This window comes from Hansschlegelia beijingensis (assembly GCF_045505405.1).
Classification (GTDB): domain Bacteria; phylum Pseudomonadota; class Alphaproteobacteria; order Rhizobiales; family Methylopilaceae; genus Methylopila; species Methylopila beijingensis_A.
Map to the genome: position 1 here is coordinate 1 of NZ_JBJKEX010000059.1, position 13350 is coordinate 13350.

Annotated in this window: 15 protein-coding genes and 1 tRNA gene; 10 read left to right on the plus strand and 6 right to left on the minus strand. The window is 67.7% G+C overall.

Going from position 1 to position 13350, the window contains the following annotated elements; all coding sequences use genetic code 11:
* The 3 genes from ACIKT0_RS06020 to ACIKT0_RS06030 all read right to left on the minus strand — a co-directional run.
* On the minus strand, positions 1-740 hold a 740-nt coding region (locus ACIKT0_RS06020), incomplete at its 3' end, for a chorismate mutase (RefSeq protein WP_407104466.1).
* A 103-nt stretch (positions 741-843) separates the two neighbouring features.
* Positions 844-1437: a TIGR00645 family protein gene (locus ACIKT0_RS06025; protein WP_407104467.1), complete on the minus strand. Its 594-nt coding sequence runs from the start codon at positions 1435-1437 to the stop codon at positions 844-846.
* 85 nt (positions 1438-1522) lie between these two features.
* Positions 1523-1831, minus strand: coding sequence for a hypothetical protein (locus tag ACIKT0_RS06030; protein ID WP_407104468.1), 309 nt, complete (start codon positions 1829-1831; stop codon positions 1523-1525).
* Positions 1832-1988: 157 nt separating this feature from the next.
* Between ACIKT0_RS06030 and ACIKT0_RS06035 the strand changes: the two genes are divergently transcribed.
* Positions 1989-2078, plus strand: a tRNA-Ser gene (locus ACIKT0_RS06035).
* A gap of 341 nt (positions 2079-2419) precedes the next feature.
* Here ACIKT0_RS06035 and ACIKT0_RS06040 read toward each other — a convergent pair.
* The 3 genes from ACIKT0_RS06040 to ACIKT0_RS06050 all read right to left on the minus strand — a co-directional run bounded on the left by ACIKT0_RS06040 (position 2420) and on the right by ACIKT0_RS06050 (position 5210).
* Positions 2420-3175 carry an SDR family NAD(P)-dependent oxidoreductase gene (locus tag ACIKT0_RS06040; RefSeq protein ID WP_407104470.1) on the minus strand — a complete coding sequence of 252 codons (756 nt, stop codon included), beginning with the start codon at positions 3173-3175 and terminating at the stop codon, positions 2420-2422.
* A gap of 59 nt (positions 3176-3234) precedes the next feature.
* A complete protein-coding gene (locus ACIKT0_RS06045; RefSeq protein WP_407104482.1) occupies positions 3235-3975 on the minus strand; it encodes an IclR family transcriptional regulator in 741 nt (246 codons plus the stop codon).
* 101 nt (positions 3976-4076) lie between these two features.
* A complete protein-coding gene (locus ACIKT0_RS06050; protein WP_407104471.1) occupies positions 4077-5210 on the minus strand; it encodes a mandelate racemase/muconate lactonizing enzyme family protein in 1134 nt (377 codons plus the stop codon).
* A 171-nt stretch (positions 5211-5381) separates the two neighbouring features.
* Between ACIKT0_RS06050 and ACIKT0_RS06055 the strand changes: the two genes are divergently transcribed.
* The 9 genes from ACIKT0_RS06055 (at position 5382) to ACIKT0_RS06095 (ending at position 13226) form a co-directional block, all read left to right on the plus strand.
* Positions 5382-6332: a Bug family tripartite tricarboxylate transporter substrate binding protein gene (locus ACIKT0_RS06055; protein WP_407104472.1), complete on the plus strand. Its 951-nt coding sequence runs from the start codon at positions 5382-5384 to the stop codon at positions 6330-6332.
* Positions 6333-6370: 38 nt separating this feature from the next.
* Positions 6371-6898 carry a tripartite tricarboxylate transporter TctB family protein gene (locus ACIKT0_RS06060; protein WP_407104473.1) on the plus strand — a complete coding sequence of 176 codons (528 nt, stop codon included), beginning with the start codon at positions 6371-6373 and terminating at the stop codon, positions 6896-6898.
* 17 nt (positions 6899-6915) lie between these two features.
* Complete coding sequence (locus ACIKT0_RS06065) at positions 6916-8442, plus strand: tripartite tricarboxylate transporter permease (RefSeq protein WP_407104474.1); 1527 nt, start codon at positions 6916-6918, stop codon at positions 8440-8442.
* A gap of 183 nt (positions 8443-8625) precedes the next feature.
* Positions 8626-9705: an amidohydrolase family protein gene (locus ACIKT0_RS06070; protein WP_407104475.1), complete on the plus strand. Its 1080-nt coding sequence runs from the start codon at positions 8626-8628 to the stop codon at positions 9703-9705.
* Between the two features lie 4 nt (positions 9706-9709).
* Positions 9710-10075: a Rieske (2Fe-2S) protein gene (locus ACIKT0_RS06075; protein WP_407104476.1), complete on the plus strand. Its 366-nt coding sequence runs from the start codon at positions 9710-9712 to the stop codon at positions 10073-10075.
* Positions 10072-11118 carry a 2Fe-2S iron-sulfur cluster-binding protein gene (locus ACIKT0_RS06080; protein WP_407104477.1) on the plus strand — a complete coding sequence of 349 codons (1047 nt, stop codon included), beginning with the start codon at positions 10072-10074 and terminating at the stop codon, positions 11116-11118. Before ACIKT0_RS06075 ends, ACIKT0_RS06080 begins: the two co-directional genes overlap by 4 nt.
* The gene (locus ACIKT0_RS06085; protein ID WP_407104479.1) at positions 11102-11431 is read left to right on the plus strand and encodes a Rieske 2Fe-2S domain-containing protein; all 330 of its coding nucleotides are present in this window, start codon (positions 11102-11104) and stop codon (positions 11429-11431) included. The genes ACIKT0_RS06080 and ACIKT0_RS06085 overlap by 17 nt, the downstream gene beginning before the upstream one ends.
* Before the next feature lie 10 nt (positions 11432-11441).
* Positions 11442-12431 (plus strand): quinone oxidoreductase family protein, encoded by a 990-nt coding sequence (locus ACIKT0_RS06090; RefSeq protein ID WP_407104480.1) that lies wholly within the window; start codon positions 11442-11444, stop codon positions 12429-12431.
* Positions 12432-12482: 51 nt separating this feature from the next.
* The gene (locus tag ACIKT0_RS06095) at positions 12483-13226 is read left to right on the plus strand and encodes a TSUP family transporter (RefSeq protein WP_407104481.1); all 744 of its coding nucleotides are present in this window, start codon (positions 12483-12485) and stop codon (positions 13224-13226) included.
* The last annotated feature ends 124 nt before the right edge of the window (positions 13227-13350 follow it).

Consider the following 13350-nt stretch of genomic DNA (forward strand, 5'->3'; position numbering starts at 1 on the left):
GCTGTTTCCGGCCGCGCATCCGGGGCCGGCGGCGCGTCGCCGGAAACAGCGACCAGCCGGCTGCGCTGGCCGTTGCGCGTGACGGTCGCGATGATCTCGGCCCCATTTCCGAGCTCTTCCTCGCCGTCGTCGGTCGTGGACCAGACGGTCACCTCCGCGGCGGCGGCTTGGCCGAGCGGGCGGGCGATCACGAAGGCGTCGAGCGGCGCGGGTCGCTGCGGCCCCGGGAAGAATGGCAGGCGGGCCATGACATGGGGGCCGTCGCCCCCAAGCCCCTCCCACCAGGCGGCCGCAGGCGCGGGATCGATCCGCACGAGCCCAAGGTCGCCCGTGGAGCCGCGAACGGCCTCCACCACCCGGCCGGCGGTGCCATGACCCTCCAGAGGCACGTCGAAGCCGACGTGGAAGCGCGCGAGATCATGCATCTCGAGCGCCCGCGCCCCCTGTTCGACATGCAGGGTGAAGGGCGCCTGCACATGCGTGAAGGTCGCGATGATGGTGCGCCAGAGATGTTCGGCGGTGGCCAGCGGAAGCCGGCCCTGATGCCGCGCCGCAAGGCGACGCATCATGTCGGCCTCGCGCGCCGGTCGAAACGCCGAGCCGGTCTCGGAGGTGCGTTTGATCTCGACCAGACGATCGATCACCGCGCCGCGCTCCATCAGGAGCAGGTGCATGGCTTCGTCGATCCGGTCGATCTCACGCCGGATTTCGGCGAGCGGATCTGAGAACGCGTCGTTCATGAGATGTCGGCCGTCGGTGCAGCCGAGACGGTCGTGGCCGCCCGGCTTCGGGGGGCACTTCATAGACGAAGCCGGGCGGTGAGGCCAACAGCGGCGGCCGCGGTTAGCGCGGCTTGCCGCCGTGATCCGGGGCGTGGGCGTCGGCGGTCGGCTCGCCCTTGTCGCCCTTGCCGTGCAGCGCGGCAATCCGCGCCTCGATCAGGTGGGCGTGGTCGCTCAGCCAGTCCGAAAGCGCGAGGAAGACGCCGGAACCGACAAAGACCACATGGATGCCGGCCATCCACCACAGATCCCGGTCCGTCGCCGAATCGAGGTCCATGAACGCCTTGAGCAGCTGAATGGCCGAGATCGCGACGATCGAGGCGATCAGCTTCAGCTTCAGGCCGGAGAAGTCGATCTTCCCCATCCACTCCGGCCGCTCGGATTGGTCGTGAAGGTCCATCCGGGACACGAAGTTCTCATAGCCGGAGAAGATCACCAGCAGCACGAGATTGGCGGTCAGCGAGAGATCGATCAGCGACAGGACGCCGAGGATGACCTCGCTCTCCGTCGCGGAGAACACGCCTTCCGCGAAATGCAGCAACTCCTGCCCGAACTTGATGAGCAGGATGACCAGGCCGCCCACCAGCCCGATGTAGAACGGCGCCATCAGCCACCGGCTGGCGAACAGGCCCCGTTCGATAAGTCTTTCGATCATCTCGCTTCCCTCGTGAGAGGCGCGCGGCATCGCATGTCCCTCGCGCGCGGGCAAGCGGGCCGGCCTTCCGCTGGTCGGCCGAGGCTCAGGGCGCCACTCCGACGAGCCGCCTGCGCCTGCGCCCGAGCAGCATCAGAAGGATTCCCAGAACGCCCAGCACGGCGAAGGTCGGCTGGGCGGCGACGGCGTCGAAGACCCAGACGGCGCGCAGCGTCTCGTCGAAGAACTGGCGGGTCTTCTCGATCCCGGACGGGAAGGCGGCGCTCCAGGTCGCCTGCAGCGGCGTGAAGCTGATCGCGCCGGCCGCGATCGAACGGGCGCCGTCGATCACCAGCGCGACGAAGGCGCCGGCGAGGATGAGGAAGCCGAGCAGACGGAGAAGGAAGCGGATCATGAACGGCCTTCCGTGGTTGAGGCTGCGCCGGCGTCGCCGCCGACCCGGCCGAAGATGGATTTTTAGCGGGCCGCCGGCAATCCGGACCTGGACGAAGCGCGCCGCCATCCTCGCGCCGCTTGTCAGGCGGACGCCGCCTTGCTAACTCCCGCCCCACGGAGGGGTGGCCGAGTGGTTGAAGGCGCACGCCTGGAAAGTGTGTATACGGGCAACCGTATCGGGGGTTCGAATCCCCCTCCCTCCGCCAGCCTGCGACCGCGGACGTTTCCCCACGCCGCTTGGGCTCGCCAGAGATCCGCGAGAGGCGCACTGCTCCAGCGCGAGAGCTGTTTACGGTCCGCGCCGAGCACCCGCCGGTTTGGCTCTCTGATGGTGGGCATTCTCCCGATCGGTGTGCTTTGCACGCGGACGTACGGAGTTAAAAAGTCGCTGCTTCTTTAGGACAAGGCGGCTGGCGCATTGCGGTGGTTCGAGCCCGCGAATCCGGGCCCGCGCGACGCCAAGATCCAGCGCGTCGGCTTCTGACCCAACGGATCCTGAGCAACGTCTGGCTTCAAGAAGATCCCGGCCGACTGAAGGCGCGGAAGACTAGTCTCTAAGTTCTCCGGCGCGAGCTTTGGTCGAAACCCAGCCTCCGTCGACCTTGATCTCGGCGCCGGTGATGTAGCTCGACTCGTCGAGGGCGAGGAACACGGCGGCGTTGGCGACGTCCTCGGCTGTGCCCCACCGACCGACGGGGGTCTCCTTGCCCCAGTCATGCTCCTCGTCGGTCGCGTGCTCGGCGTTCATCGGCGAATTGATCGAGCCGGGCGCAAGCGCGTTGACCGTGATGCCCATGCGTCCGAGGTCGATCGCCATCGCGCGGGTCATGCCGAGCAGCCCCGCCTTCGCCGCCACATAGGCGACGCGGTCCGGTCGCCCGACGAAGCTCGCGATCGACGCGGTGTTGATGATGCGTCCGAAGCCGGCCGTCTGCATGAACGGGACCACCGCGCGGGAGCACAGGAACGGACCGGTGAGATTGGTCGAGATCATGACGTCCCAGTCGGCGTCGGTGTGTTCGAGGAAGGGCTTCACCACCCGGACGCCGACATTGTTCGCCAGGATGTCGATGCGACCGAACTTACCAAAAACCTGTTCGGCCATGGCGTCGGCGGATTTCGAACTGGTGACGTCGACATGAACGAAAAGGCCGCCGATCTCCTCGGCCACGGCGCTTCCCTTGGACGCGTCGCGGTCGGCCACGACGACGCGCGCGCCCTCCGCCGCGAAGGCGACGCTCATCGCCCTGCCGATGCCGCTCGCGCCGCCGGTGACCACAGCGACCTTGCCTTCAAGCCTCATGACGACCCTCCTGCCTTCTTCTTGTTTTGTGAGCCGCCTCGCTCGAGGGGCGGTCGGCGTCAGTCCCGAAGTCCGGCCTCCTCCGCGATGTCTTCAGCCGCCTGCTGGAGAAGGGGCAGGTGGCCGAGCGCGGCGTCGGCGGACATGCGGAACACGGGGGCATGGATCGACACGGTCGCGACCACCGCGCCCGTCTTGCCGAAGATCGGCGTCGAGACGCCGATAAGCCCAAGGTGGTATTCCTCCCGATTGATCGAGTAGCCGCACGCGCGGATCGCCGCGCATTCGGCCTCGATCGCCTCGGGCTCGGTGATCGTGTTCGCGGTGAACTTCTCGAGCCGCAGCCCCTCGAGCATCTTGCGACGCTGGCGCGGGGTGAGCTGGGCGATGAACAGCTTGCCGGACGCCGTGGCGTGGACGGGCACGCGCGAGCCGGCCGAGAGCTGCATGCGCAGCGGCCAGTCGCATTCCACGCGCTCGAGATAGAGCACCTCGTCGTCGTGGAGGATCGAGAGGTTGCAGGACTCCCCGATCTGGTCGACGAGGCGGCGCATGATGGCGCGAACCTGCGGCTGCCGCATGCGCGCCGACAGCGCCTCGACGCCGAGCCGCACCCCGGTCGGGCCGACCGTATAGCCTCTGCCTGCGAGGTCGCGCTGAACGGCGCCGACCTCCTCAAGCTGGTTCAGCAGCCTGTGGACCGAGGGTTTCGGCATGTCGAGCTGCTCCGCGAGCTCCGTGAGCTGGGGCGGCGTCGGCGCCGAGAACAGCGCGTGCATGAGGCGGAAGGCTTTCTGGATCGCGGTGCCGCCGCGTTCCCCGTCCGCATCGCTCGTCATGTCCCGACGCTCCTCGAGATCCGTGAAAGGCGCCGCATGCCCTTCCATAGCCGCGTGCGATATCACGACGCGGCGCCGGCGGACCACACCGCGGCGGCGGGCCTCCGGGGCGCACCTCCATCCCGCCAGCCGCTGGCGGTCGCGACCTCACAGGCTTGGAGGACCGCCTCGTCGATGACCGGGGCTTCACCCGACAGGACGATGTCGGCGCCCTCGACAGCGAGCGCCGGACTGAGGACGCGGGTCCGGGTCTTGAGGAAGCCGTTCATCTCGCCGGCCGAGCGGGCGCCGCCGAGCGCGCAGCAGGCCTCCATCCAGCAGCCGAGGTCTGAGGCGACCCCGTTGCCAAGCACGGGCTTCATGCCGCGGTCGACGATCATCCGCAGCCCGGTCTCGAGCTTGTCGAGGTCGCCGAGCTTCATGAGCTTCAGTTTTATGTAGTCGGCGCAGCCGAGTTCGGCGGCGCGGTCGATGTCCTCCAGACCGTAGATCGACTCGTCGAGCATCATGGGCGCCGCCGACGCGCGCTTGGCGGCCGCCGCGGCGGCCCAGTCGCCGGCGGCGCACGGCTGCTCGACGAGTTCCACGCCGGTCGGGTCAAGCCGGCTGAGGAACGCGACCGCCTGATCGACCGAATAACCCTGATTGGCGTCGATCCGCAGGCTGGCGCGGCCGGCGGCGATCGACCTCACCGCGGAGACCTGAGCGAGATCCTTCGGGACGTCCCAGCCAACCTTGACCTTGAGGGTGCGGTAGCCGCGCCCGATCAGCGCCTCGACCTCGGCCTCGAGCGCCGCAGCGTCCTCGGCCTTCCCGTTGACCGTCCCGAGCAGCTCCACCCGGCCGGACCGGTCCAGGATCGGGTTTCGTCCGAGCCAGTCCAGCGCCGTGAGCAGAGCGGTCGCCGCGAAGGGCGAGCGTGGCAGCGCCGCCCTGCCGAAGTCGCGCGCCGCTCCGACGGTGCGGACGGTCTCGACAGCCTCACGCGCCAGCGCCCACCCGCCTTCGACGGTCTCGTCGGTATAGCCGGGCAGGATCGTCGCCTCGCCCCAGCCGTAGACCCCATCGGCGTCACGCACTCCGAGAAGGATGACGTCGAACCAGTGCAGGTCGCCGAAAACCAGGCGGTAAGGCGTGGTGAGCGGAAGACGCAGCAGATGCGCTCGCAATTCGATCGGGCTGACGGCGTCGGTCACAACTCACCTTTTTCGGTACGAAAGGTTTCATTTTTTTGTAGATGCGCCCTTTCTGCTGTGTCAAGCTCTCTCGGTCGGCAGGCTCCTCAAGCGGGTGGCCGACACTGAAACACGACCGGGAAAGCGCCGATTCAAGGCGCTGAAATCCTGGCTTGAACTTGGGAGAACGTCATGCCGGGCCGTCTTCTGGCGCTCGCCGCATCGGTTGCGGCTGCGTGGTTCCTTGCCCCCTCTCCGTCGTTCGCCGACGCATATCCGTCCCGACCGATCACCTTCATCGTCCCCTGGGGGCCGGGCGGCGGCGCCGATCAGGTCGCCCGCATGGCGAGCAAGCTGATGGAGCCCGAGCTCAAGGTCTCGGTGCCGGTCGTCAACATGCCGGGCGCGACCGGGCAGACGGGCCACCAGAAGCTGCTGACCTCGCCGTCGGACGGCTACACGCTCGAGATCATGACCGCGGATACGTTCGCGACGCTGGCGCAGCCGAATTCGCGCTTCAAGATCGAGCAGTTCATCCCCGTCGCTGTGCTGATCCAGCAGCGTTCGGGCCTGTTCGTGAACGCGACCGGCCCGATCAAGTCGTTCGAAGACATCACCAAGGGCGACAAGGAGCTGAGGGTCGCGATCACCGGCTACAACAGCCCGGACGATCTCAGCATCAAGCTGCTCGGCAAGCAGGGCGCCAGGCTGCAGGGCATCCCCTTCGCCGAACCCGGCCTGCGTTACGCCTCGGTCATCGGCGGGCAGAGCGACATCGTCTACGAGCAGGCCGGCGACGTCCGCAGCTTTCTCGACGGAAAGCAGATCAAGCCAATCCTGTTCTTCAGCGACAAGCCGGCCGCGGGCTTCGAGGACACGCCGTATTCCGGCAAGCTCGGCATCGACGTGAAGCTGTCGCAGTTCCGTATGGTCGTGGTCCGCGCCGACACAGACCCCGCGATCGTCAAGAAGCTCTCCGAGGTGCTGAGCAAGGTGGCGCAGAGCGCCGAATACAAGGCCTATCTCGCCCAGCAATACGCCCAGCCGGACAGCTATGTCGCATTCGACGAGGCTCTGCCCTTTATCAAGGGGTGGCTCTCCGAGTTCACTGCGCTGATGCCGAAGCAGCAAGCCGCCCAGTAAGCCCGCTCTGAAGACTGGCGAAGGACCGGCCTATGCCCATGGCGACGAGGCTCCGGCAGCTTGCGGCCTACGTGATCATCCTGATCGTAGGGGTCTCGCTCTATGCGGTCGCGGACCGCATCGCCTACACGAAGTTTCCGGGCCAGATCGGCCCGGACCAATGGCCGAAGCTGATCATCATCGTGATGATCAGCGTCTGCCTGTTCGAGATCGGGCGGAAGCTTCTGGCGAGCCCCGCCGTCGAGCAGCCCGCCTCCGAGGTCGAGGGGTGGGAGGAGGAAGACGAGGCCGGGCCGCCGCGCACCGTGTTCGCCGCGATCGCGATCACGGTCGTCTACCTCCTCACGCTCGGCATCGTCGGCTTCGTCATCGGCACGCTGTTCTACGTCGCCGGCCTGATGTGGCTCGGCGGCACGCGGCGGCCGGGGACAGTCGCGGTCCTCTCCTTAGGCATCACCGCCTTCTTCGCGTTCTTTTTCATGAAGCTGATCTATGTCGCGTTGCCGACGGGAATCTCGCCGTTCTCGTGGGTGTCCTTCGCGGTGATGAAGCTGCTCGGCGTCTGAGCGAGGGAGCCTAAGCTATGGATACCTTGACCCTGCTCGGCCGCGGCTTCGCGGAACTCTTCCAGAGCCAGGAACTAATCGCGCTCTTCATCGGCCTGATGTTCGGGATGCTGGTCTCGATCCTGCCGGGGCTGGGCCTCGTGATGGGCGTCGTGTTGGCGCTGCCCTTCACCTATTCGATGGAGCTCGGCCCTGCGATCATCCTGCTGACTGCCATCTACATGTCCGGCACCTATGCCGGCTGCTTCACCGCGATCCTCTACCGTATTCCCGGCGAGCCGATGGACGTGCCGCTGCTCTGGGACGGCTGGGGCATGACCAAGCGCGGCGAAGCCGCCAAGGCGCTCGGCTGGGCGCTGGTCGCGGCGCTGACCGGCGGCCTGGTTTCGACCATCGTGATGATCGGCCTCGCCGCGCCGCTGAAGAACCTGGCGCTCAGCTTCGGCGCGCCGGAATACTTCGCCGCCGTATTCTTCGGTCTGACGACAGTCGTCGCGCTCGCCGGCAATTCGCTGCCGAACGCCCTCATCAGCCTGTGCCTCGGCCTGCTGGTGTCGACCGTCGGCATCGACGCCACCTATGGCTCGGAGCGCTTCACCTTCGGCTTCACCGAGCTGATGAACGGCGTTCCCTACGTGATGGTGCTCGTCGGCATGTACGGCTATGGCGAGATCCTCTCCAAGCTCAGCCACAGCTCATCGCTGAAGGCGATCCCGAAGCAGGACAGCTTCACCACCAAATTTCCGACCCGGGCCGAGCTCTGGAACCTGCGCGCCACCTTCGTTCGCAGCACCGGCCTCGGCACGCTGCTTGGCCTGATCCCGGGCGCCGGCGCGACCATCTCGTCCTTCGTCGCCTACGGCGTCGAGAAGCAGTACGGCAAACGCGGCGACAAGCTCGGCACCGGCATCCCGGAGGGCATCGTCGCGCCGCAGATCGCATCGACCGCCTCGGTCGCCGGCCACATGGTGCCGCTGATGACGCTCGGCCTGCCGGGCAGCGGCGCCACCGCGGTGATCCTCGCCGCGTTCCTGTTGAAGGGCGTGCAGCCTGGCCCGTTCCTGTTCCAGAGCGAGGCGACCACGCTCGTCGTCTACACGATCATGGCGTCGATGTTCGTCTCTGTGATCGGCATGTGCCTGCTCGGCTTCCTCTGGATCCCGCTGGTCGTGCGCGCCCTGCTGATCCCGACCGGCGTGCTCGCGGCGATCATCGTGATGCTGACCCTCATCGGCGCCTTCGCGGATCGCAACAGCCTTTCGGACGTCTGGATCGTCGTCGTCTTCGGGGTGCTCGCCTGGGTGCTGGACCGCTACAAGATCCCGATCGCCCCCATGGTGCTCGGCGCCGTGCTCGGGCCGATGGCCGAGGACTCCTTTACGCGCAGCATGATTACCTTCCACGGTGACTGGACGATCTTCTTCAAGCAGCCGCTGAGCGGCTCGTTGATGGCGCTCGCTTTGCTGTCGCTGGCCTTCCCGATGATGCGCAATCTGTTCGGGCGTTTCTCGCGCGCCAAGGCGAAGCCGCTCAACGCGACCTGACACTGCCACGGATCATCACCTGAAGTCTTGTTCCGGGGCCGGTTGGCGGCGCTGGCTCCGCATACGCGCGACGGTCGTTTGCGAGCCTTATTTTCCGAAAAATGGAACTTGAAGTTCCGTTTTATGCCGATACTATGGCTGCAAGCTGCGGGCTGCGATCCACGTGCAATGGGAGGGAGCGTCATGAGAGTGCTCGACGCCGACGTTCACGAGAGCTTCGGGAGCATCAAGGATCTGGTGCCCTACCTGCCCGAGCCCTATCGCGGCTGGATCGCGAGCGGCGCGTGGCGGGGCTTCAGCCAGCCCTTCGCTTACACCTCGCCGGGGCTCGGCAACCGGGCCGACGTGCGCAGCAAGGACGGCTCCGCCTCGGTCTCGGACTACGGCCAGATGCGCGACCAGCTGCTCGACCCCTATGACCTCAGCCACGCCGTCCTGACCGGCTATTTCTATCCGACCGGCCTCAAGCTGCAGTATGGCCTCGCGACCGCGCTCGCCGCCGCTTACAACGACTACGTCGCGGAGCATTGGCTCGCGAAGGACAAGCGCTTCATCGGGTCGGTCCAGATCAACGCGCGCGACCCGGAGGCCGCTGGCCGAGAGATCGACCGCATGGCGGCCTGTCCGCAGGTCCGCCAGGTGCTGCTGCCGGTCGTCGACGACATCGCCTACGGCCATCCCCAATACCGACCGATCTTCGAGGCGGCGAACCGCAACCACCTGATGGTCGCGTTCCATCACACGACGTTCGCGCAGGGGCCCTACGGCATGGGCCTGCACTACATGGAGCGGCATGCTCTGCTGCCGCTCGCGATGATGCCGCAGATCATCAGCCTCATCTGCAACGGCGTATTCGACGCCTATCCGAACCTGCGCTTCATGGTGCTCGAGGGCGGCTTCAGCTGGCTGCCGCATGTCATGTGGAGGCTCGACCGCGAATACCGGCAGGGCCGGATCGAAGTGCCGTGGATCAAGAAGCTGCCGAGCCAGCATTGCCGCGAGCGGCTGCGGCTCTCGACCCAGCCGACCGAGGACATCACCGGCGACCAGTGGATGAAGCTGATCGACCTGATGGGCACCGACGACGTGCTGGTGTTCTCGACCGACTATCCGCATTTCGACTTCGACGATCCGAACGCCGCGATCCCGCGCGCGCTCCCCGAGACGACGCGCGAAAAGATCCTCTGGAGGAACGGCGCGGAGTTCTATGGCGTCAGCGACGCGCCGAAGTCCGAGCGGCCCCTCGAAGCGGCGGCGGAGTAGCGGCGTGGCGCGTCATTCGGTCTGCAAGGTCGACGAGGTCGCCATCGGCGCTCTCACCGAGGTCAAGATCGGCCGCTCGCCCATTGTGTTGTCCCGGCTGCCGTCAGGAGAGATCCGCGCGGTCGGCGGGCGCTGCCCGCATCAGGGCGCGGCGCTGCGCCATGGCTGCGTTTCAGGCACCACCGGTTCGGACAGGCCGAACGAGCTGACCTATGGCTGCGAGGGGGAGATCCTGCGCTGCCCCTGGCACGGCTTCGAGTTCTCGCTTCGCGATGGCCTGCCGACTACGCCTGACTCCGAGGGCCTTGCCCTGCGGCTGCGGCTCTACGAGGTCGAGGTGGACGGCGATCAGGTCGTCGTCGTCACATGATCGCGGTCCGCGTCGAGGATCGGGCAGGGGCGTGCGCCTCCTTCGCCGCACGCCCCGGCGAGCGCCTGCTGCATGCCGGCCTCTCGGCCGGCCTCGGACTGCCTTACGAGTGCGCGACCGGAACGTGCGGCGGGTGCAAGGCGACGGTGACCGAGGGCGAGGTCCGGAGCCTCTGGAGCGCCGCGCCAGGCCGCAGGGTCTGCCGTCGTCCCGGCGAGATCCTGATGTGCCAGAGCGCGGTGGCGAGCGAGACGCTCGCGCTCAAGCTGCCCACGGCGTTTCGCGAAGCGGGCGAGCCGGCGAGCGGCGTCCGCGTCGGCCGAATTTCCGGGTTCCGCCATCTCACCCGCGAGATCGGAACGTTCTCGGTCGAACTCGACGCGCCGCTCCGGCACGTGCCGGGGCAGTTCGCGCTGATTTCGGCGCCGGGCGTCGAGGGGCCGCGCGCCTATTCCATGACCAGCGCCCCCTCATCAAATCCGCGCCTCGATTTTCTGGCGCGGTTGAGCGAGCCCGGCGGCCTGACGCCGCTGCTGTTCTCCAGCGCTCTCGACGGATGCGAGGTGAACGTCTTCGGTCCGCTCGGCCGCGCGACGCTTCGGCCCGATGACGATCGCCCGTTCCTCGCCATCGCCGGCGGATCGGGGATCGCGGGCATGCTGTCGATCGTCGAGGCCGCTCTCGCCGGCGGCCATTTCGGCCGGCGTCCGAGCCGACTGGTGTTCGGCCTGAGAAAACCGGAGGGCGCCTTCCTGCTCGATGAGCTGGCCGACGTGGTCCGCAGGTCGCAGGGCGGCCTGCGCGTGACGGTCGCCTTCTCCGACGAGCCTCCCGGACCTGGTTTCGCGGCCGACTTTTCCGACCTCGAGGCCGCGCAGGGCCTCGCGCACGAAGTCGTTCGCGCCGACCTTTCCGCGATTGCGGCGGAGCGGCCGATCGTCTTCGTCGCCGGGCCTCCGCCGATGGTCGACGCGACGATGCGAATGCTCGTGATGGAGGCCAAGGTGAGCCCAGCGGAGATCCGGTTTGACCGCTTCGGATGATCTCGTCTGGGAGCCGCTCGACGATGTCGCCGACCTCGAGGTCGGGGATCGCCGCGAGGTCAGCCTCGCGAGCGGCAAGCTCGTGCTCGTCATGCGCACCGAGGATGGCCTGCACGCCTCCTGCGCCGACTGTCCGCACCAGGACGCGCCGCTCGCCGAGGGCATGCTCGACGGCTCGGTGCTCACCTGCCCGGTGCACTTCTGGCAATGGGACGTCACGACCGGCGAGCCGCTCGGCGTCGCGGAGCTGCCGCTCGAGATCTTTCAGCTAAGGCAGGAGGGCGGAAGGTGGCTGATCGGGACGCGGCCGTGAGGAGCCTTAAATGAAAGCCATCCAGATCGCGGCCTTCGGCGGCGCCGACGCGCTCGGCCTGACCGACGCCGACATGCCTTCGCCCGGACCCGGCGAGGTTCTGGTCCGGCTCGCCTGCGCCGGCGTCAACTTCATCGACGTATATATGCGCAGCGGGGTCTACGCCCGCTCCGACACCTACAAGACGCCGCTGCCGATGACGATCGGGATGGAGGGCGCGGGGCTCGTCGAGGCGGTCGGCGAGGGCGTCGACAACTGGAGCCCCGGCGCCCGCGTCGCCTACTGCCTGTCGCGCGGATCCTACGCCGAATACGCCGTGGTTCCGGCGTGGCGGCTGGTCCCGGTTCCCGACGCCGTCAGTTTCGAGCAGGCGGCCGCGCTGATGCTGCAGGGCTCGACGGCCCATTACCTCACGCACTCCGCCTACCCGCTGCAGCCGGGAGACGCCTGCCTTGTCCATGCCGGCGCGGGCGGCGTCGGACAGATCCTGATCCAGCTCGCGAAACTGCGGGGCGCGACCGTGATCGCTACGGTCGGCAGTCCCGAAAAGGCCGCCATCGCGAGGGCGCGCGGCGCGGACCACACGATCCTCTATCGCGAGGAGGATTTCGCCGCGCGCGTCCGGGAGATCACCGCTGGCGCGGGCGTCCATGTCGCCTATGACTCCGTGGGCAAGGACACGATCCACAAATCCATCCGCTCCGTTCGACGGCGCGGGCTCTGCATCCTGTTCGGGGCGAGTTCAGGCGTCGTGCCCTCGATCGAACCGATCGAGCTCGCCGAGGCCGGGTCGGTGTTCTTCACCCGCCCGCACCTCGCCGACTATATGGCGGACGCTGGCGAGATCCGCGGGCGGGCCAGCGACCTGTTCGCGGCGGTCGAGGCGGGGCGGCTCGATCCAGTCATCCAGCAGGCGCTGCCGCTCAAGGACGCCGCCGAGGCGCACAGGATGCTGGAGGCGCGTCAGACCCGCGGCAAGCTTGTCCTGGCCGTGGCGTGAGACCCGCCGCACCGAGGCTCCGCGCGGCGCGCCCATGACCGTCTCCTCGGAGTGACCATTCCCTGGGAGTTGGCGGCGGCGGGCGGCGTCTTCATCGCGATCGCCTCCTTTCTGCGCGGGCTCACCGGCTTCGGCTTCGCGATCGCCGCGACGCCTCTGCTCGCCTTGGTGCTCCCGCCGGCGCTGGCGGCCCCGATCATCGTGACGCTGCAAATTCCGGCCGGGCTGCAGACGGTCGCCACCGACTGGCGCGAGACGGACGCGCGCGCGGCGCTGCTGGCCTGCCTCGCCGGCCTGCCGGCGATCCTGCCGGGGCTCTGGCTGGTCTCCATGCTTCCCGCTGAAACCATGCGGCTCGTCGTCGGAGCCGTCGTCATCCTGTCGACCATCCTCCTGTCGCTCGGCTTGCGGCTTGGACGCGGGCCGCGGGCGCACGAGTTGCTCGGGACCGGCGCGATGAGCGGTTTTCTCATGGGCGCGGTCGCCATGGCCGGCCCGCCCGTCATCGTCCTGCTGCTTGCGACCAACTGGTCCGCCGGGCGCTGCCGCGCGACGTTGTCGCTCGTCTTCTTCACGCTCGGCTGCGCGACATTCGCGTTCGGCCTCGCAAGCGGCGTCGTGACGTTCGAGACCATCACGCTGGCCGCGCTCTACGCGCCCGGACTCTTCCTCGGGCAATGGCTCGGAAAGATCGCCTTCATGCGCATCGACGGAGCCCGCTATCGGGCGATCTCGCTGGTCACCGTCGCCGCGACCGGCTTCGTCGTCCTGCTCCGGGGGATCGTCGAGCATTAGGGCCCGGACCCATTAAGGGGTTTGCAGATCGAGTGAAGCGTGATTCAGAGGCGTCCTCGAGGGAGAACGCCGATGGGATCGGACTGCTTCTGGCTGACGGACGAGCAGTTCGCGCGTCTTGAGC